A 19,300-nucleotide genomic window follows, 5' to 3' on the forward strand; every position below is an offset into this window, starting at 1 on the left:
TACTTTGGCTTCGTTTTCATATGCGTTGTCATCGCTTGGAAGCAGTGCTTTGACTTCTTCCGGCAGTTCCATGGAATCGGTTCCGGATTCAAAACGATAACTTGCTTTATAGGTTGTAGATTCTTGTTCCCAAACACCGTGGAATACAATATCCTGAGCTGCTACTTGGGTATTTCCTTCTTTATAACCTTTAAACACCCATTTTTTCCCATTGACGTCAACGGAAACGGATGCTGGTTGTGTAGCTGTAACTTCCGTATTCACATCATGGCTTTCTGCACCAGGTAGATAAGCTAATACTTCCGATGGTAAACTAGTACCATCAGCCGCCTCGAACTCATAGGTCACATTCACTTTTTGCATTTCACTATAAGGACGGTATGCCCACAAACCAACTGCACCGCCACTACCGTCATTCGGGTCAAGAGAATCAATGTCCCATCCTGTAAATGTCCAAACACCTAATCCATCCTTTGGTACATATGTGGTACGAATAGGTGTTGGCAGGGGAACAGGATTATCCAAATGAGAAACATCCACTTCTCCATCAAATTCATCACCGGCGTGAACAGTTCCCGTTGGAAATTGACCTGCTAAGGCATCGTAAATAGCCCAAAAATCATCCTCATCCGGAAGCTCCATGCCTTCTGTTTCACTATCAAAGTCTACTAAAAATACTCCATAGGAGGATGAGGATTCTTCTTTTGCATAAACCGTAGGAGCCGTAAAAGGAAGGCTGGAAAAGCTACCAATACTTAAGCTTGTTGCCAATAAAAATTTACTGATTTTTCTTTTTTTCATACTACCCTCTTTCTTTTTCTGTTTAAACATCAACACGTATACTTTCAAAATAATGGAAGGGTCTTATTGTAGCTTAGACCTCTTCTATATTTGACTATATACCAATATTAGTCCAATAGAAAGTAAAATGACCAAATTTGATATTTATTCAATTTAATTGTGCCATATCCTATCACAGATTTTAAACAATAAAAAAAGGAATGTATGATAATCGTACATTCCATAAACGTTTTTTTACTGTAAAGCTGCTTTGGCTTCATCGCACAGTTTAGCAAAACCCTGTGCGTCATGGATAGCCATTTCAGATAACATCTTACGATTGATCTGAATATTTGCCAATTTCAACCCATGCATCAAACGAGAGTAAGACAAATCATTCATACGTGCAGCTGCATTGATACGAGTGATCCACAGCTTACGCATATTGCCCTTCAATTTACGACGGTCATTGTATGCATATTTGAATGAATGCATAACCTGCTCATTTGCAGTCTTATATAATGTGTGTTTTGAACCAAAGTATCCTTTAGCCAGCTTTAAAACTCTTTTTCTTCTAGCACGTGATACGGTTCCGCCTTTAACTCTTGCCATACTTTATTCCTCCCTATTTCACTAACATTTCCTTGATACGTTTGTAGTCTGTAGCATGTACAACACCTGATTTTGCCAAGTGACGACGCTGCTTCTTAGTTTTTCCATGGAAACGGTGAGAAGTATATGCATGGCTTCTCTTCAATTTCCCTGAACCTGTTTTCTTAACTCGTTTTGCCAAACCTCTGTGGCTCTTCATTTTAGGCATTCTCAATTCCTCCTTATTTTTTCTTAGGTGCAAGCACCGTTGACATCGTATTTCCTTCCAAAGAAGGTTTCTTTTCTACGACAGCTATATCACTCATCTTATCGAGGAAATCATTCATAATTTCCTTTCCCACTTCCTGACGAGTAATCAGTCGACCGCGGAATCGCATATCAATCTTGACTTTCATTCCCGCCCCGATCCATTTTTGTGCATGTTTTAATTTCGTTTCAAAATCATGGGTATCAATAATTGGCGACAGACGCAAAGCCTTGATTTCCACAACGTGCTGTTTACGTTTAGCTTCTTTTGCCTTTTTCTGTTGTTCAAAATGATAACGTCCATAATCTAAAATTTTACATACGGCTGGTCTTGCCTTTGGGGCTACACACAATAAATCAAGATTCTGACTGTATGCGATGTCCAATGCTTCTCTTTTTGACATGACACCCAACTGATCTCCATTGGCATTGATGACCAGAACTTCTCTGAATGGGATCTTTTCGTTAAACAAATCATCGTTTACGTTATTTGGGGCAACTTTTCTGTTATTGATATTCGACACCTACCTTTTCATAAAAAATGGGCACATAAACGTACCCATTCTATACACAACAACAAATCCATTTTATGAACTGGCTGTGAACCTATGTATTTCATACATCAGGTGAGAAGAGGTACTTCTAGCTTTCCATTTCCGCTCATAAATAATAGCAAGTACTAGCGTATTTGTAAAGAGAAAATCGCATTTTTAAGACGATTACTTCTCTTTTTTCCTATTTGTATAACACCAAAGTGCAATCATTTGGATCAATTTTTTTGGTAATGGATCTTGGTAAGGAATACGAATTGCTCCTTTGGATGTAGAATATTCTTGAAGGTCCTCTTTGAAAACCTCAATGGCTTTGGCACCCGGATATATTCCTATATGTGTTTTAAAAGCTGCAAAATGAATGATGTTTTTCTCCATATAAAATGTAGGCATACCCCAGGAAATCTTTTCCTTGGCATCCGGCAGTACTTCTTTTAAAAGAGCCTCCATTTGGTATAAATACTCTTTTTTCGTTTCATCTTGCCTTTCTATATATTCTTGAAATATTCTTGAAATGTTTTGGGCTTTTCTATGGTCATATTTTCACACTACTTTCTTAAAATCACTTCCAGAGATTTCCCTTTTGCCAATTCATCCACCATCTTATCGATGATACGGATGTCTTTCATCATCGGATCGTCGATTTCTTCAATTCGAACTTTACAAATGACCCCTTTGACTTTATTTCGATTCGGATTCATATGAGGCGCTTGTTCTAAAAACTGACGATACGTCGTCTGGGAAGACAAGTGTTCTTGCAGCGTTCGTTCATCATAGCCGGTCACCCATTGAAGGATTTGATTCACTTCCGATTGTGTTCGATTCTTTCTTTCTGCTTTTGCGACAAGACAATCATAGATCTTTCGAAATGACATTTGAAATACTTTTTCTTTTTCCATATCTTCCTCCTATTTTGTATCCGTGATCAATCGAAGCACTCGATCTAGGTACGTATCGTATTTTTGGATATTTTTCTTCACATTTTGCATTTGATCCGGGTAATCTGTGATGATGCCATCCGCATCACTTTGCGCATACCGCTCCATTTGGCTCTCTTCATTGATTGTCCATACAAATAATTCTGCCTGATCTTCATGTGCTTCCTGTACCAAAGTCTCATTGTAAGAGAAATCTTCGATGACATAAAAGTCCATATGAAATCCCTCAAAATATCCAAACTGAATCGGAATGACATAGCCGGAGCAAATGGAAGGTCGCTCTTGTTTTAAACACTGCATGACATCTTTATCTAGAGACATCACTTTATAGGCAGACGTATTGGACCAACTGTCCCATTCTTCAAGAAACTTTTGCACAAAGAATTGCGGGTCTTGACCATCCGGTTTTAATTCAATTAAAAGTGCCATATCCAGCTCCTGCGCTTTTTGTACAAACTCGTTTAGGGATGGAATGACCGCTTTTTGATTTCCCTGACTGATCGGCAGCCCTTTGACCTCTTGAAAATTTCGTTCTTTGACTCGTTGCTGAATGTTAGCCAACCGTTTTAAATCATAATCATGTACAACAACGAATTTTCCATCTTTTGTCATCTGTACATCCAATTCAACATAGTCCGCATGAACCTTTGCCGCATTTTGTAAGCCTTGTATTGAGTTTTCCACGGCATTGAATCCCCGATGAGCAATAACCAGCTGATGGGGATTTAAGCTGGCGGTATATAGGCGAACACTATTATACACGCCCAGAAACAAGGTAAACATGGTCAAAATCAGTACGATACCCAAAGTATTCTTTCTATGTCCTTCCGGCATTTGGCAAACCACTTGTATTTCATTCTCTTTTTTTAATACATACAAAATGCTGGAAAGGATGATCAACTTTGTCAAAAAAGTTTGATAAAACATCAATGTTTTAAAAATTGTAAATAAAACTGTTTCTACCACGATACTTTGTCCAGAAGTATCCAGCACCCCTCCTAGGAATAAGAAAAATAAAAGCATACAGATTGTAAGAATGGCGAGTATAGATTCCAAAGCCAGCCAGGAAAACACGAACGTATGTTTGCCTTTTTTGGTCATTGCCCAACTTTTTCGTATATTCGCCACGATAGACTGTTCATTCACCATCGTTAAAGGCAGTGTGAATAAAAGGCGAAAATTGACATAGATCAATACCAGCCAAAGAATCATCATACCCCAAAGACCCGTTGTCGTTTTCATCAATTCCCCGGTGATAAAATGAGGGATATAGAGACGATCCGTTAAAAAAGAGCCCATATCTAGATTGGCAGCCGGTACCATCGAAAGAAAATAAAGTAGGAAAAAGGGAATTTGTTTCCAATTTAATTTCCGGATTCTCTTTGCGGTAAGAATGCATATATTTTTCCAGGTGAGCTTCTGATTTTGATAACTGCCAGCCACTAAAAATGTTAAAATCGCATATTCAAAAAAAAGAAGAAAAGCAACGATAGTCACAAAAATCAAAACACCTGCCAGACCCAAAGGATCGAACAGAATCGCTTTGAATGTATAGAGTGATAGATTTGGTTGTCCGCTGATAACGAGAATCAAGCGAAAACCAAACTGCACCAGTGCCGTCCCCAACAGCAACAGCACCAGTTGCAAAAGCGCCCCTTGTGACAGAAACAGCCATTTATTTTGTAGAAGGTTATGTCCCACTGCCTTGAAAAGTTCTTTGGCGGATACGTCCATGAAAAATCACCTCTTTTTTTGAATGGTTTTCCATTTGATTCTATCATACTTTCTGGTTTGTAAAAGAATAAAGCACCCCTCGAACGCATATTTTTTCCTTGCATATCTACATCAAGTGTGCTATCATAAATAAGCTTTAACAGGGACCCCTAGCTCAGCTGGCAGAGCAACTGACTCTTAATCAGTGGGTCTGGGGTTCGAATCCCCAGGGGTCCACCATTTGTCTGAAAGTCCTTTGTAGAAAGGACCTTTTTTTATGTCGTGAATAAGATGTCCGAATTACCGTGATCACATGGCAACCATTGGATCATTAATCTTCAATAATAGAAAACAGTCAACCTATTGTGAAAGTAAATACCTTGGTTTGACAGCTAAACATTGGGGTTTCTTCCGTTTTGATTGACTGATTTTAAAGTTTCTTTTTATGAAAAATGATTCTCCAGGATCGATTGGACCTGTCCTAAAGGCATAGAATGGAAAATCCCATACAGTGACATGCCCAATAACAACAGAGTAATCAGAATGGCTAGTCCATAAAGAAATGTGTTTTGTATCTTAGTCTTTTGTATGTGGATACCACTATAGATCAAAAAGACAAAAAGGATAAATGCCAAGATATAATTTGGCAGCATGTTCATATCATTTACTCATTTATTGACAAAATTGATTCCAAAAGGAAGTCCATCCACTATGTTCTTCTCTTTGATCGATATAGGGAAACATTTCTTCGTCATACCAATCCAGATTCAAAATATCATCAATGGTCTTAGGGACAAAAATATGAAAGAACTCTTTTTTAAAAGCACTGCCATATTGCAGATAATAGGAATTGACCATTTTATTGAAATTTGTTTTCTTCATATCTTGTGCTCGATAACAAAGCGCGTCTCCACTCTGTTGTAAGTCAGGACTGATTTCCAGTAAGACTAGACTCAAATCACTGTCTCTATACCCGAGAATAAAACTTCGGTATTGATAGGAAACGGTGCGTAGGACCGCAAAATTGGCACCCCGGATATCTTCTGAGTACGCATAAACAATATGATATTGTGAATCATTTTCTACTTTCGCATCAAAAATTTCTCGCATGCGTTTTTTATTTTCATCACTTTTTTCACGATCAAGCACAGTTCCTTGTGAATTCCCTCCAAATAAACTAAACAATCCCATTTTCCTCTCCTTTTTCCATGGTAAACGGATGTGTTTTTCTTAAAAAGAAAAGAGATTGCATCCGTACACAACCTCTTTTCCGTATGGATTACTGTTCTGACAGGTTTTCTTTACTCTTCATTCATCGTATCTAAAAGGCTATCGACAAATAAATCCATATCCCTTTGATCTTTTTCTTGTAATGAGCTGATAATACTTAATTCGCTATTGATAATGCTCATCTGCTTCATTTCATCATCTAGGAACTCACGAATCAATGAACCGGATTGAGGGGCCCATGAACCATTTTCGATAATACCGCAAATGCGATTCTGTAGATTCAACATAGCCAAGTGTTCCAGGAATTCTTTCATGACAGGATAAATCTGTAAGTTATACGTTACACTGGCAAACACAATGTGTGAATACTTAAAGGCTTCGGAAACTAAATAAGAAACGTGTGTTTTTGAAACATCATAAACTCGAACATTGGTCATTCCTTTTTCCACAAGCTTTGTTGCAAGCACCTGTGCTGCCGATTCTGTATTTCCATACATGGAGGCATAGACAATCAAAACACCTTTTTCCTCTGGTTCGTATGTAGCCCATTTGATATATTTTCCTAAAATATACTGAATATCTTCCGGTTTTCTCCATACCGGTCCGTGTAATGGACAAATCACTTTGATATCTAAAGTTCCCGCCTTCTTTAACAGATGCATGACTTCCGGTCCATATTTCCCAACAATGTTAGTGAGATAGCGTCTTGCTTCATCGATCCAGTCACGATCAAAATTAACTTCATCGGCAAACAACTTTCCATCTAAAGCTTTAAAGCTTCCAAAGGCATCAGCTGAAAATAGAACACCATTGCTGGTATCATAACTAACCATGGCTTCCGGCCAATGCACCATTTGGGCATCGACAAAGGCAATTGTATGCTTTCCAAAGCAGCGGCTGTCCCCTTCAGCTACCGTTTCGGTTCTTCCTTCTACATTAAAACCAAACTGATACATCATCATAATGGATTTTTCAGTAGAAATAACTTTGGCATTTGGATAGCGTAACAAAACTTCTTCCATGCTGGCAGCATGATCTGGTTCCATATGGTTAATGATCACATAATCCAAATCTCTACCGTTTAATACATGCTCCAAATTTTCCAAAAACTGACGGCAAATCGACCAGTCCACAGTATCAAATAAAACTGTTTTTTCATCTAATAAGACATAGGCGTTATAGGATACGCCATCCGGAATCGGATGAATGTTTTCAAACAATTCCAAACGATGGTCGCTTCCTCCAACCCAATATAAATCATCTACAATTTTTCTTACATTATACATATATGACTCCTACTCCTCTTCGATATAGCTTTCTTTTCCTTCGCCGCATTTTGGACAAATCCAATCTTCCGGAAGCTTGTTGAATGGTGTACCCGGATCAATACCACCTTCCGGATCTCCATAAGCCTGATCATATTCATGACCACAGCCCAAACATACGTAGCGCTTGTATTCCGGTGCGCTCTTCTTAAAGAACGGACGTCTCATTTTAACCATAGGTGGAGCCGGTTTCTTTTCTCCGGTATCCAGAGCTTTGGATAACAGTGGCAAGATGACTTCTACATCACCTACGATGCCATAATCGGCATTCTTAAAGATGTGCGCTTTTGGATCCGTATTGATCGCAACGATCGTTGTCGCATCCACAATACCCTTTAAATGCTGAGAAGCCCCGGAAATACCACAGGCGATATAAAGGTTGCCGTGGAATTTTTGACCGGACATACCTACATATCGTTCTAATGGCAGATAGCGAAGACTTTCGGCAACCGGACGGCTGGAGCCGATGGCAGCTCCTGCATTTTTCGCAAGGTCTTCAATCAATTTCATATTTTCTTTAGGTCCGATACCTTTACCGGCACTGACAACACGTTCGGCATCAACGATTGGTGTATCGATCGCTATACCTTGTGTAAAATCATATCCATCTTTCTTTAAAGCCGCTACCAGCTGATCGACTTGTTCCTGTGGTGTTCCTTCAAAAATCTGATTCTTTCTTACGCCGGTAATGCCTACATTGGCTTTTAGGGCTGCACGTGCTTTTTTCTTATCTTTTTTTCGCGGCAAGATATGGGATGCGATAACGATGCGCTGAATTTCATTCGTACCCTCATAGATGGTCGTGATCTTGGCATCACGATACATACGTTCTACATCCATACCTTTCAGATATCCGGTACCACCAAAAATCTGAACGGCATCATTCACAACTTCTAAGGCAATATCGGAAGCATACATCTTGGCCATTGCGCTTTCTTTTCCATAAGGCTCATGCGCTTCTTTTAATTCGGCAGCACTGTACACTAAGAATCGGGCACAACGAATCTTGGTTGCCATATCGGCGATTTTAAAGGAAATGGCCTGCTGGCTGGCGATAGGACGTCCAAACTGTACACGTTCTTTAGCATATTCAACAGCGGCTTCATAAGCTCCCTGGGCAATTCCTAATGCCTGGGCCGCAATACCGATACGACCGCCATCTAATGTCATCATGGCAATCTTGAAGCCTTCGCCTTCTTTTCCCAGTAAATTTTCTTTCGGTACAAAAACATTATTAAATCGAAGCTCAGCTGTAGAAGAGGAACGGATACCTAATTTGTCATAATGATCCCCAAAGGTAAAACCATCCCATCCTTTTTCCACAATAAAGGCACTGATACCATGCGTTCCTTTATCTTTATCGGTTACCGCAAAGACAACATAGACATCGGCTTTCGGCGCATTGGTAATAAAGATCTTATTTCCATTTAAAATATAGCCATCCCCATTCCATTCGGCCGTAGTCTCTGTTCCGGAAGCATCACTACCGGCATTGGGTTCGGTCAATCCAAAGGCAGCCAGCTTTTCTCCTTTTGCCAACGGTACCAAATATTTCTTCTTTTGTTCCTCATTTCCAAAATGAGCAATCGGGAAAGTCCCTAGCGATACATGCGCGGATAAAATAACGCCGGTTCCGCCATCCACTCGAGATAATTCCTCAACTGCGATCGCATAGCTCAAGACGTCTTTTCCGCCTCCGCCATACTCTGCGGGATAAGGAAGTCCCATAAATCCCATTTCACCAAATTTTCGAATCTGCTCTTCCGGAAATTCATTATTTTGATCTAAGCTGAAAGCTATGGGCTTAATTTCCGTTTCTGCAAATTCTCGAACAGCTTTACGAAGCTGTTCATGCTCTGAAGTTGTTGTAAAAAGCATAATTTCCTCCTTATTTACTATTTCTATTATGACACTTTTGTAAGCGATTTCAAATACTATGCCCATATTTTTTATTTTATCTATAGGTTTTTTGAACAAAAAGAAAAGTCGGATCCTTCCAGGCACTTAGTCCCGGGTAGTTTCCGACTTTAAACGATATTCAACATGTTGATAATGTACGCCATTTTCCATGATGTCATTTAAGATCTGTTTATGATACAGCGTTTTATCAAATTCAGGAAAGAACACATCAGCATCATAGCTTTGATTGATTTCCGTCAAAATCAAGCGATGACACAGATTCAACATTTGTTTATAGATCGTGGCCCCACCAATCACAAAGATTTCTTCCTCTTTTGTTTGATAGGCATCCACAAATGCATCGATGGAAGAAAACACTTCCACTTCTTCCGGGAATTTAGCACCAGACTTCGAAATCACGATATGATGTCTTTTTGGTAACATGCCCGGTAAAGATTCAAAAGTCTTCCGCCCCATCACGATAGTATGCCCTTTTGTCTGTTCTTTGAAAAACTTTAGATCCTGGGGAAAATGCCAAATCAGTTGATTGTCTTTTCCCAACTCTCGATTTTTGCCAATGGCTGCGATTTCAGTTAATTTCATATTCTTCTCCTATTGTGCCAATGGGAAACGAATCTTTCCCATATGCTCATAGTTTTCTAAACGAATATCCTTGATATCCTTTGATGCATCAAAGGCATAGAAATCATCGATTTCCGGATTTAACCAGAGCGTAGGTGCTGGTAAGCTGCCTTTGGCTTCATAACGCTCGATCTGTTCCTTGATTCCATCAATCTGATTGACATAAATATGCGCATCTTTGATGGACCAGTCGATCGTTCCCGGCTTTAAGCCGCATACCTGCGCCAGCATGCACAATAAAACCGCATATTGTGTCACATTAAAAGGAAGTCCCAGTGGTACATCACAGCTTCTTTGATGCACCCAGGCATTCAGTACGCCATCGGTAACATCCCATTCACTGGACCAGACGCAGCTTGGCAATACCGCTGTATCTAAGTATTCATCCTGCCATAAAGACATCACGCGGCGACGATCATTCACATCGTTTTTCAAAGAATATAATAACTTATCCATCAAGCCCATTTTCTTAACGATATAACCGTAGGCTGTTCCAATGGTATGGGCTTGGGATGGATCAAAATGCTTTAACACGGCACCGGTCTTTTCATCACACCAGTCCCCATTCTCGTTGATCTCCCATAAATCCCAGATATGCACATTTCTTTCCTGCAGCCAGCGAACATCGTTCGACTGTGCCTGATAGATCCACAACATTTCCAAGACAGCCTGACGAATGAACAACTGCTTTGTGGTCAAAATGGGAAACTCTTTTCCTACATCCAGTTGAAAGTGTGCACTGGGCACCTTGATCGTATCAATTCCTGTACGATTCTCAACTCTTTTACCATCAGTGATGATCTTTTCGCATAATTCACAATATATCGTATCCCACATTGCCATAAAACTGTCCCTCCATCTTTATTCTAGTTCATGTTTTGTAAAAATGCTTTATAGCCTTTATAGGCTTCATAGACGTCTGCTTTGGAGCTGACTTCAAAAGGTGAATGCATATTTAATACTGGTACACCGAAATCTACGACCTGCATACCATAATTAGCTAAGATATAGGCAATCGTTCCACCACCGCCTAAATCCACTTTTCCTAATTCGACATATTGGATCTTTACATGATTTTGATCCATGATGTTTCTTAAATGCGCCATGTATTCCGCATTGGCATCGTTGCTGCCGCTTTTTCCTCGCGCTCCTACATACTTCAACAACGCAACACCACAGCCTAAATATGCCTGATTGTTTGGTGAACTGGCTTCCGGATAGTTTGGATCGTGTGCGGCGGCTACATCACTTGACAACATCGTAGAATTCTGTAAGGTGCGTTTGAGTGTTCTTTCATCTTTGTATCCCATCGCATATAAGATCTCACGAACAAAGTTTTCAAAGAATTGAGAATGCATACCGGTTGCTCCCTGCGATCCCACTTCTTCTTTATCCACCAATAAGGTCACACTGGTTCGTTTGACGCTTTCACAATCTAATTGTGCCATAAGGGAAGTATAGGCACAAACACGATCATCCTGTCCATAACCGATCACCATACTGGAATCCAGGCCGCAGCTTCTAGCCGGATCGGCCGGCACAAATTCCAACTCAGCGCTGAAAAAGTCTTCTTCCTCAATGCCATATTGATTTTTTAAGATCGCCAGACAATTTTTCTTAATAGCCTCTTTCTCTTCATCTGCTACCGGAATGTTGCCAAATGTCACATTCAAGTTTTCTCCCGGAATCACATTGGATGCATTTTCTTTCATACGCTCCTGGCTTAAATGGATCAATAGATCGCTGACTACGAATACCGGATCGTTTTCTTTGGTTCCGATGGAAATTTCTTTGGTCGTTCCATCTTTTAAACAGACTACACCCATCAATGCCAAAGGTACGGTTACCCACTGATACTTTTTAATGCCTCCATAGTAATGAAGATCTAATAAAGCCAACCCTCCATCTTCATATAATGGATTTGGCTTTACATCCAGTCTAGGTGAGTCCACATGAGCTCCTAAGATGTTCAATCCCTTTTCCAATGGATCGGTTCCGATATTCATTAAAGCCATAGACTTATTCATCATATTCACATATACTTTGTCACCCGGCTTTAGCTCTTTCTGGTTTTCAATGACATCCTGAATATCCTGATAGCCCTTTGCCTTGGCTAAGGCAATGGCCTCGGAAATAAACAATCGTTCGGTTTTTGCCTTAGAAATCATCTTCATATACTGCTCGTTAAAAGAAAAAACATTTTGTTTTTCATTTTCATCGTACTGCAGCCACGCGCTTTTCATTTACATTCCTCCAATCTTTGAAATAGTTTCTTTGAATATTCTACTTTCTCTTCCAATGTATTTTTGATTTCTACTTTCCCCGTTTTTTTATTCGATAAAAGCTGCTTTTGTCCCAGCAGATCCTTTAAGTGTGCTGCAGTTCCTTCATTGCCGTCCACGATTTGAACCGAATCAGGCAATAATTGACGCAACGTTTTTTTATAGAAGATGAAGTGTGTGCACCCTAGAACAATACTGTCTAAAGATTCACCCTGATCCTTTTGGATATAGAAGTTTAATGTATCCTTTACTTTTTTTGTATCACCTAATTGATCTTTTTCTACCAATTCTACCAGATCGGGACAAGGGATACGATCAATCTGATGCTCTTGATCAAAGCGATGCATCAAATTGGCAAATTTTTCTTCTTTTAAGGTAAATGAAGTTGCCCAAACTGCGATCCGTTGTTTTTCACCTAAAGAACAGGCAACCTTTAAGGCCGGCTCCATACCAATGATATCGATTGGATACTTCTCTCGCAACAAAGGCACACATGCACTGGTTGCGGTATTACAGGCAATCACGATAGCCTTGCATCCTAATTCCATAAATGCATCACAAATTTTTAGGCAGCGTTCGGTAATCTCTTCCTTTGTCTTTATCCCATAAGGATTGTATTTTGAATCTCCTATATAGATCAAATCTTCACCCGGCATCATCTGGTGTATTGTATGTAGTACACTGATACCGCCTAAACCTGAATCAAAAATACCAATCGGACTTTCTGCTTGCATTTCAGATTCCTCCATGCGCAAAATTATACCATAAAATAAAAAGAACGCTGTATGAAAAGCATTCTATCTTCACTATATATAAGAAAAGAACTCCAATGAGATCCATCACCTTCTATTTTTTCTTTTTCTTTGGTATCTCTTGAAGTTCTTTTTCTTTTTCCATTGTCCTTTTACCTCTTCACCCTTTTTCTCAGGATGTCTTCTTTGTTTTACTATTTTTCTTTACCTTAAGGAAAGGACCAATGGATTTTTCTATGTAACTTAGATCTTCTTTCTAAGTTATCATCCCTTTGTTCACTTGTAGTATAACACGCCAGCTTTCAAAGACAATATAACTGGAAAACTCTGTTAGTTTTCTGTCTAAATCGGAATAAAATCATTTAAGACTTACTTTCTTCCAGCTTTTCCTTCAGTTTATCAAACATCGCATCCGTCTTTTTTGTATCTTCCTGATTAAAGACCACATAGCCATCTTTTGTCTTAATAATGATCACAATGGTATTGTTTGAATAGGCATATAGATCATAATTTCCCAATGCATCGTTTCTAAATTTTCCTGAGGAAATTTTTGAATTGCCAACGCCAAATGACCGAGTTCCAAATGCGAAATCCTCTTTTTGCGCAATCGATTGAATATTTTTATATTCTACTGTTTTAGATGGTGTCAGTGTGGCAGACAAATGAATATCCTTCTCGTTTATTTCTATATTGATACTGCCCATAAACATCACAAAAGCACTGCATATCAAAACCACAATTGTAAACAGCGTTGAACCCTTCAACAGCGGTTTTGCCGCTTTCTTCGTTGAAGTTGATGTTTTTAAGAATCCCTGATAACTGGCATAACGATTCAATCCGGTCTTTTGAACAAGAACGGCAATCAAGGCACCCATCACCAAAAGAGGCAGTGTAGATGGATACAAACCAGCTAATACAAAAGAAAATCCCAATATCAGCATGCTGAGTCCGGTAATTTGTCTGGCACTGTTTACATCATATTCTTTTTCAAAGTCTTCCATGGATCGATGGCGTAAAAATAAGAAGTCGGCTTTTTTAACGAAACAAAGACAGCCTAAAATCAAAAGGATACCACCAACGATAAAATAGAACATATCTAAAATCCTCCTAATTATATTTCATGGTTTGCCTTCATTATTTGATGGCACAACATGCTCATGATCACGATCATATAAATAATGGCAGCCGGCAGGATCCATCCAGTCGGCAATGGTTTTTGTAAATAAAGCTGCAAGTAATAATACACACCGCAAAACTGCATGAGGCCATTGATAGAATCAATACAACGCTTTAGGGCACGATTGATGATAGACGCATTATTTTCTGTGACCAATATTGCCCATTCATAACGAAAGAATCGAACAGGATCGCCGGATTTATATTGGGGATGATAGCGCCAACAACATAAATAGAAGATCGTAAACAAAATCAAGGGCCATCCACATTGCCATATATTTCCCTGATTACTTGCGGCTTCGACACCGATCAAATAAAACTGCACGGTTTCATTTGAATAACATAAAACCGAAGCGATAAATAATAAGAAACTGATTACCAAGAATCCTAAAGGAAACCACTGTCCCCAGTTTTTAGTCATACCTTTTCCTTCTTTCATCACTTCATGTAGAAACCAGCCAGTTTCATATCAGTATCAAAGCTGATTGTAAAGGTGACAGGTTGATTTGAATAAGTCACTAACACTTCACAAACGGCATAATCCCCCTGCAGCTTGGAATCAATCTCTGCACTATAGTAGCGAGATATCTCCTGAAAAGAACCGGCATGTAACGATTCCCAGTTTTCTTTTAATTCAGCCGTAGACAATGCTTCCTGCATCTTTGCATTCGATAAATCATAGATCGCATCAAAATCTGCGTTATTCATACTTTCAATGACTCTTTGTGCCTGTTGATAGACAACTTCTTCATCAAAATGTTGAGAATCCTTTAACGATATTTGTTGCGGCGCCAACAAATGAGTCAATACCACACCGATCACGATCACACCGACAACACCGGAAAGAATACCGATAATCAAACCTTTATGACTCTTTTTGGAAGGCAGGTCCATATTTTCACTGAGCTCTTGGGCCATTTCTTGGGCAGGACCCCAACGTTTTAAAACCTCGTCCCAAGATTCACCGGCTTCAATGGCGACATCAATATCCGATAGTAAATCTTGTTGGATGCGTTTCTTTTCCAAACGTGAAGCGTTTAAATGACGTGTAACTTGTCTAACATATTGTTCTTTATTCATCCTTTGAATCCTCCAATATCTTTGATACTTCCAAAGAAAAAACTGTCCATAAATCGATGAGTTCTTTTAATGTCTGTTTTCCTTTTTCTGTGATCTTATAAAACTTTTTTGGCACATCTTTTGAATCGGAATGATTCCAAAAACTTGTCAGAGAGCCTTCATCTTCCAAACGATACAAAATAGGATAGAGCGTTCCTTCCTTTAAAAGAAACATCGAATTGCTGTAATCTTTGAGTGTCTGAATAATCTGGTAGCCATACATCGTTTGTTGATCTAAAAGCTTTAAGACCAGAATTTCTAAAACGCCTTTTTTTAACTGTCTTTCATATTTCGAATTCATGAAACCACCTATTTAGTATTACTAAATATGTAATAATACAAAAGACATTAAGAAGATATTAAAAAATTGACTTTTATTCCTTTTACACAGAAAAAAAACTGTATCCTCACCATACAGTGAGAATACAGTCATAAGCGACTAGGCTTCCGTTTCGTCGTAGACTTCTACCAGTTTTTTCATACGGCGATACTGGTGTAGCGCGTAACGCTTGTTTTCTTCAAACAGTTTTTCGGCATGTTCCGGATTTGATTTTTTCAAAGAAGCATAACGAACTTCTCCCATTAAGAAATCATGGAACTTATCCATATCCGGCTCTTTACTGTCAATCACCAGCTTTTTGCCCTGCACCGATGGATTATAACGGAAGTTGATCCAGTAACCACATTCGACCGCCAGCTTTTCTTCCGTCTGTGATTTGCCCATTCCATTTTTGATTCCATGCTCAATACATGGCGCATACGCAATGATCAAAGATGGTCCCGGATAGCTTTCAGCTTCCCGAATGGCCTTTAATGTCTGGTTAAAGTCAGCACCCATCGAAATTTGAGCAACATATACATTTCCATAACTCATGGCGATTGCTGCCAGGTCTTTTTTGTTTACGTTTTTTCCGGCAGCTGCAAACTTAGCCGTTGCCCCAATATTGGTTGCTTTGGAAGACTGCCCACCGGTATTGGAATACACTTCGGTATCAAAGACAAAGATATTGACATCTTCTCCGGAGGCTATCACATGATCCAATCCACCAAAGCCGATATCATAAGCCCATCCGTCACCGCCAAAGATCCATTGTGATTTTTTGGATAAAGAATCTTTGCCGCGTAATATTTCCTGCACATCCTCATTTTTATCTTTCAGTTTTTCTAGTGCAGAGATTAAATTGATCGTAGCTTTTCCATTCGCCGCTCCATCATGGAATGTTTCTAAATACGCTTTACCGGCTGCCTGAACATCCGCATCACTCTGTGTCGAAAGAACACTTTGTACTTTAGAAGCTAAGCGTTTACGTGTTGCCGATTGTGCCAGATACATACCATAACCAAATTCCGCATTATCTTCAAATAACGAGTTTGACCATGCCGGCCCCTGTCCTTTGGCATTTTTAGTATATGGCGTTGATGGTGCCGAATGTCCCCAAATGGATGAACAGCCGGTCGCATTGGCAATATACATACGATCTCCAAATAACTGGGTGATAAGTTTCGCATACGGCGTTTCTCCACAACCGGCACAGGCACCGGAGAACTCCAACAATGGTTGTTTGAACTGACTTCCGCGAAGTGTAGATTCCTTTACTTTCTCCAACACATTTTCTTTGATCGGTAGCTCTCTGGCATAATCAAAGAAAGCCTGGCGACCTTCATTTTTCGACATACTTTCCATTACAAGCGCTTTTTCACCGTTCTTGCCCGGACAGACATTGGCACAAGAGCTGCAGCCGGTACAATCCAATGCCGATACGGCAATCATGAATTTCATTTCCGGCACACCGTTTAAGTCAACAACTTCCATGCCTTTCGGTCCTCTTTCGGCCTCTTCTTTTGTAAGGGCAAACGGGCGAATGACCCCATGTGGACAGACAAAGGCACAGCGGTTACACTGAATACATTTATCTGGCTGCCAAATCGGCATATTGACCGCAATTCCACGTTTTTCGAACTGTGAAGTTCCTGCCGGAGCCGAACCATCGGCATATTCTAAAAAGGTGGAAACCGGCAAGAGATTTCCCTTCTGCGCATTGACTACCTTTTGGATCTTTTCGACATAATCTACCGTTTTGGCATCTCTTGTACCTTTTAGCTCATAAGTCTTAAACTCTTCATATTCCGCATCTTTCCAATGCTCCGGTACCTTCACTTCGACAAACTGTTTTGCTCCGGCATCAATACCGGCATAGTTCATCTGTACAATCGCATCCCCTTTTTTAGAGTATGCTTTTTTAGCGGCTTCTTTCATCAAAGAAATGGCTTTCTCTTCCGGAATGATACCGGTAATCGTAAAGAAGGCAGCCTGTAAGATCGTATTGATGCGTCCACCTAAGCCAATCTCATGACCGATACGTGTTCCATTGATCGTATAGAAATGAATATTATGGTTGGCAATATAGGCTTTAACCTGACCCGGTAAACGCTCTTCGAGATCTTTTTCATTCCATGGACAGTTTAACAAGAAGCTACCGCCATCCACCAAATCCTGAACAATATCAAATTTATTGATATAGGAAGGATTATGACAAGCGACAAAGTTGGCCTTTGTGACCATATACGGTGCTTTGATCGGATGTTTTCCAAAGCGAAGATGCGATACCGTGACGCCACCTGACTTTTTCGAATCATATTCAAAATAGGCCTGTGCAAACAGCTCTGTGTTATCCCCAATGATCTTAATAGAGTTCTTGTTGGCACCAACCGTTCCGTCGGATCCAAGTCCCCAGAATTTACAGCTGATGGTTCCTTCAGGAAGTACGTTAATTTCTTCCCCTCTGTCCAAAGAGAGATGTGTCACATCGTCGATAATACCAACGGTAAATACCGATTTATTCGTATTATGGAACACACTGACAATGTCAGCCGGTGTCGTATCTTTGGATCCTAATCCATAACGTCCGGAGTGAATTTGAATGTGTTCAAACGGTGTGTTCTGCACGGCTGCCAATACATCCAAATACAATGGTTCTCCCAAAGATCCCGGTTCTTTGGTACGGCTTAATACGTTAATGTATTCAACGGTTTTTGGCAACTCATTGACCATGGATTTGGCATCAAACGGACGATATAAGCGCACCTTGACAAGACCGACTTTCTCACCTTTTTGATTCAAATAATCCACTGTTTCTTCAATCGTATCGCAAACCGATCCCATAGCCACGATGACGGATGTCGCATCCTTGGCACCATAGTAGTTGAATAATTTATAATTTGTACCAATCTTTTCATTGATTCGGTCCATATATCCCTGCACGATCGCCGGCATCTTTTCATAATACGGATTGCTGGCTTCACGGTTTTGGAAGAAGATATCCGGTGTTTGTGAAGAACCTCTTGACTCCGGATGATTCGGATTTAAAGCTTTCTGACGGAAAGTCTCTAACGCCTCCATATCCATCATCTCTTTTAGATCTTCATAATCCCATACTTCGATCTTCTGGATTTCGTGAGATGTTCGAAAACCATCAAAGAAATTAATAAATGGCAGACTTCCTTTTAAAGCTGCCAAATGGGCAACCGGTGTAAGATCCATCACTTCCTGTACGTTGGATGCCGCAAGCATGGCAGCTCCGGTCTGGCGACACGCATAAATATCAGAATGATCTCCGAAAATCGATAAGGCATGACTTGCCACCGCACGAGATGCGACATCAAAGACCGCCGGAAGCTGTTCACCGGCAATTTTATAAATATTGGGGATCATCAACAATAAACCTTGTGAGGCAGTATACGTAGTTGAAAGAGCCCCGGCGCTCAATGATCCGTGCAGGGCACCGGCTGCACCGGCTTCTGACTGCATTTCCACCAGCTGCACTTCCTGACCGAAGATGTTCTTCTGGCCTTTGGCTGACCAGGCATCCGTGTGTTCGGCCATCGGTGTGGAAGGTGTAATCGGATAAATGGCAGCCACTTCTGTATAAGCATAGGAAACATAAGCCGCTGCCTGGTTTCCATCCATTGACTGTTGTTTTCTAACCATGATTTTCCTCCTTAAAAAACAGTTTTTCTGCTAAAACACTTTCATAT

20 protein-coding genes and 1 tRNA gene are annotated in these 19,300 nt (G+C 40.1%); 1 reads left to right on the forward strand and 20 read right to left on the reverse strand.

From position 1 onward, the window contains the following. From ACTQX6_RS11625 to ACTQX6_RS11655, 7 genes are all read right to left on the reverse strand, one after another. Positions 1–801: SHIRT domain-containing protein (locus ACTQX6_RS11625; RefSeq protein WP_441657532.1), on the reverse strand; the 801-nt coding region annotated here is incomplete at its 3' end. A 234-nt stretch (positions 802–1,035) separates the two neighbouring features. Continuing rightward, positions 1,036–1,392, reverse strand: a complete 357-nt coding sequence (rplT, locus tag ACTQX6_RS11630) for a 50S ribosomal protein L20 (RefSeq protein WP_022789263.1) — start codon at positions 1,390–1,392, stop codon at positions 1,036–1,038. A 13-nt stretch (positions 1,393–1,405) separates the two neighbouring features. After that, positions 1,406–1,600 (reverse strand): 50S ribosomal protein L35, encoded by a 195-nt coding sequence (rpmI, locus tag ACTQX6_RS11635; RefSeq protein ID WP_022789262.1) that lies wholly within the window; start codon positions 1,598–1,600, stop codon positions 1,406–1,408. A gap of 13 nt (positions 1,601–1,613) precedes the next feature. Next, positions 1,614–2,162, reverse strand: a complete 549-nt coding sequence (infC, locus tag ACTQX6_RS11640) for a translation initiation factor IF-3 (RefSeq protein ID WP_022789261.1) — start codon at positions 2,160–2,162, stop codon at positions 1,614–1,616. Between the two features lie 195 nt (positions 2,163–2,357). Beyond that, positions 2,358–2,705 (reverse strand): iron chaperone, encoded by a 348-nt coding sequence (locus ACTQX6_RS11645; RefSeq protein WP_366558433.1) that lies wholly within the window; start codon positions 2,703–2,705, stop codon positions 2,358–2,360. A 32-nt stretch (positions 2,706–2,737) separates the two neighbouring features. Beyond that, positions 2,738–3,088 carry a DUF2200 domain-containing protein gene (locus ACTQX6_RS11650; protein WP_117445149.1) on the reverse strand — a complete coding sequence of 117 codons (351 nt, stop codon included), beginning with the start codon at positions 3,086–3,088 and terminating at the stop codon, positions 2,738–2,740. Positions 3,089–3,097: 9 nt separating this feature from the next. Further along, the gene (locus ACTQX6_RS11655) at positions 3,098–4,861 is read right to left on the reverse strand and encodes a glycerophosphodiester phosphodiesterase (protein WP_294686613.1); all 1,764 of its coding nucleotides are present in this window, start codon (positions 4,859–4,861) and stop codon (positions 3,098–3,100) included. 143 nt (positions 4,862–5,004) lie between these two features. Here ACTQX6_RS11655 and ACTQX6_RS11660 point away from each other — a divergent pair. Then, positions 5,005–5,080: transfer RNA gene (locus ACTQX6_RS11660), tRNA-Lys, on the forward strand. A gap of 203 nt (positions 5,081–5,283) precedes the next feature. Here ACTQX6_RS11660 and ACTQX6_RS11665 read toward each other — a convergent pair. The 13 genes from ACTQX6_RS11665 to nifJ form a co-directional block, all read right to left on the reverse strand. Then, complete coding sequence (locus tag ACTQX6_RS11665) at positions 5,284–5,493, reverse strand: hypothetical protein (protein ID WP_205138984.1); 210 nt, start codon at positions 5,491–5,493, stop codon at positions 5,284–5,286. Positions 5,494–5,512: 19 nt separating this feature from the next. Beyond that, positions 5,513–6,031 (reverse strand): hypothetical protein, encoded by a 519-nt coding sequence (locus ACTQX6_RS11670; protein ID WP_168965188.1) that lies wholly within the window; start codon positions 6,029–6,031, stop codon positions 5,513–5,515. A 110-nt stretch (positions 6,032–6,141) separates the two neighbouring features. After that, positions 6,142–7,356: an FprA family A-type flavoprotein gene (locus tag ACTQX6_RS11675; protein WP_117445145.1), complete on the reverse strand. Its 1,215-nt coding sequence runs from the start codon at positions 7,354–7,356 to the stop codon at positions 6,142–6,144. 9 nt (positions 7,357–7,365) lie between these two features. Beyond that, positions 7,366–9,273, reverse strand: a complete 1,908-nt coding sequence (locus tag ACTQX6_RS11680) for an acyl-CoA dehydrogenase family protein (RefSeq protein WP_441657531.1) — start codon at positions 9,271–9,273, stop codon at positions 7,366–7,368. A gap of 126 nt (positions 9,274–9,399) precedes the next feature. Continuing rightward, a complete protein-coding gene (locus tag ACTQX6_RS11685; protein ID WP_272006176.1) occupies positions 9,400–9,897 on the reverse strand; it encodes a dihydrofolate reductase in 498 nt (165 codons plus the stop codon). A gap of 9 nt (positions 9,898–9,906) precedes the next feature. Further along, positions 9,907–10,779, reverse strand: coding sequence for a thymidylate synthase (thyA, locus tag ACTQX6_RS11690; protein WP_294686627.1), 873 nt, complete (start codon positions 10,777–10,779; stop codon positions 9,907–9,909). A 23-nt stretch (positions 10,780–10,802) separates the two neighbouring features. Then, entirely contained in the window at positions 10,803–12,179 is a 1,377-nt protein-coding gene (locus ACTQX6_RS11695) for an aminopeptidase (RefSeq protein ID WP_117445141.1), read from the reverse strand. Then, a complete protein-coding gene (murI, locus tag ACTQX6_RS11700) occupies positions 12,176–12,952 on the reverse strand; it encodes a glutamate racemase (RefSeq protein ID WP_117445140.1) in 777 nt (258 codons plus the stop codon). The genes ACTQX6_RS11695 and murI overlap by 4 nt, the downstream gene beginning before the upstream one ends. A 380-nt stretch (positions 12,953–13,332) precedes the next feature. Further along, positions 13,333–14,064 (reverse strand): PH domain-containing protein, encoded by a 732-nt coding sequence (locus tag ACTQX6_RS11705; RefSeq protein WP_294686635.1) that lies wholly within the window; start codon positions 14,062–14,064, stop codon positions 13,333–13,335. A gap of 17 nt (positions 14,065–14,081) precedes the next feature. After that, a complete protein-coding gene (locus ACTQX6_RS11710) occupies positions 14,082–14,585 on the reverse strand; it encodes a hypothetical protein (RefSeq protein ID WP_441657721.1) in 504 nt (167 codons plus the stop codon). Then, positions 14,585–15,226: a DUF3887 domain-containing protein gene (locus ACTQX6_RS11715; RefSeq protein ID WP_272002309.1), complete on the reverse strand. Its 642-nt coding sequence runs from the start codon at positions 15,224–15,226 to the stop codon at positions 14,585–14,587. Before ACTQX6_RS11715 ends, ACTQX6_RS11710 begins: the two co-directional genes overlap by 1 nt. After that, positions 15,219–15,566, reverse strand: coding sequence for a PadR family transcriptional regulator (locus tag ACTQX6_RS11720; protein ID WP_195222320.1), 348 nt, complete (start codon positions 15,564–15,566; stop codon positions 15,219–15,221). The genes ACTQX6_RS11715 and ACTQX6_RS11720 overlap by 8 nt, the downstream gene beginning before the upstream one ends. A 138-nt stretch (positions 15,567–15,704) precedes the next feature. Next, complete coding sequence (nifJ, locus tag ACTQX6_RS11725; protein ID WP_320802808.1) at positions 15,705–19,253, reverse strand: pyruvate:ferredoxin (flavodoxin) oxidoreductase; 3,549 nt, start codon at positions 19,251–19,253, stop codon at positions 15,705–15,707. Positions 19,254–19,300 lie beyond the last annotated feature (47 nt).

The sequence above is a fragment of the Faecalicoccus sp. LCP19S3_E2 genome (assembly GCF_052121255.1).
Lineage (GTDB): Bacteria > Bacillota_I > Bacilli_A > Erysipelotrichales > Erysipelotrichaceae > Faecalicoccus.

Coding starts and splice junctions, on each gene's coding strand:
- rplT (WP_022789263.1), bottom strand. CDS start 1,392: ATGGCAAGAGTTAAAGGCGGAACCGTATCACGTGCTAGAAGAAAAAGA.
- ACTQX6_RS11665 (WP_205138984.1), bottom strand. CDS start 5,493: ATGCTGCCAAATTATATCTTGGCATTTATCCTTTTTGTCTTTTTGATC.
- rpmI (WP_022789262.1), bottom strand. CDS start 1,600: ATGCCTAAAATGAAGAGCCACAGAGGTTTGGCAAAACGAGTTAAGAAA.
- ACTQX6_RS11680 (WP_441657531.1), bottom strand. CDS start 9,273: ATGCTTTTTACAACAACTTCAGAGCATGAACAGCTTCGTAAAGCTGTT.
- ACTQX6_RS11695 (WP_117445141.1), bottom strand. CDS start 12,179: ATGAAAAGCGCGTGGCTGCAGTACGATGAAAATGAAAAACAAAATGTT.
- murI (WP_117445140.1), bottom strand. CDS start 12,952: ATGCAAGCAGAAAGTCCGATTGGTATTTTTGATTCAGGTTTAGGCGGT.
- ACTQX6_RS11655 (WP_294686613.1), bottom strand. CDS start 4,861: ATGGACGTATCCGCCAAAGAACTTTTCAAGGCAGTGGGACATAACCTT.
- ACTQX6_RS11675 (WP_117445145.1), bottom strand. CDS start 7,356: ATGTATAATGTAAGAAAAATTGTAGATGATTTATATTGGGTTGGAGGA.
- thyA (WP_294686627.1), bottom strand. CDS start 10,779: ATGGCAATGTGGGATACGATATATTGTGAATTATGCGAAAAGATCATC.
- ACTQX6_RS11715 (WP_272002309.1), bottom strand. CDS start 15,226: ATGAATAAAGAACAATATGTTAGACAAGTTACACGTCATTTAAACGCT.
- nifJ (WP_320802808.1), bottom strand. CDS start 19,253: ATGGTTAGAAAACAACAGTCAATGGATGGAAACCAGGCAGCGGCTTAT.
- ACTQX6_RS11685 (WP_272006176.1), bottom strand. CDS start 9,897: ATGAAATTAACTGAAATCGCAGCCATTGGCAAAAATCGAGAGTTGGGA.
- ACTQX6_RS11705 (WP_294686635.1), bottom strand. CDS start 14,064: ATGTTCTATTTTATCGTTGGTGGTATCCTTTTGATTTTAGGCTGTCTT.
- ACTQX6_RS11650 (WP_117445149.1), bottom strand. CDS start 3,088: ATGGAAAAAGAAAAAGTATTTCAAATGTCATTTCGAAAGATCTATGAT.
- ACTQX6_RS11710 (WP_441657721.1), bottom strand. CDS start 14,585: ATGAAAGAAGGAAAAGGTATGACTAAAAACTGGGGACAGTGGTTTCCT.
- ACTQX6_RS11720 (WP_195222320.1), bottom strand. CDS start 15,566: ATGAATTCGAAATATGAAAGACAGTTAAAAAAAGGCGTTTTAGAAATT.
- ACTQX6_RS11670 (WP_168965188.1), bottom strand. CDS start 6,031: ATGGGATTGTTTAGTTTATTTGGAGGGAATTCACAAGGAACTGTGCTT.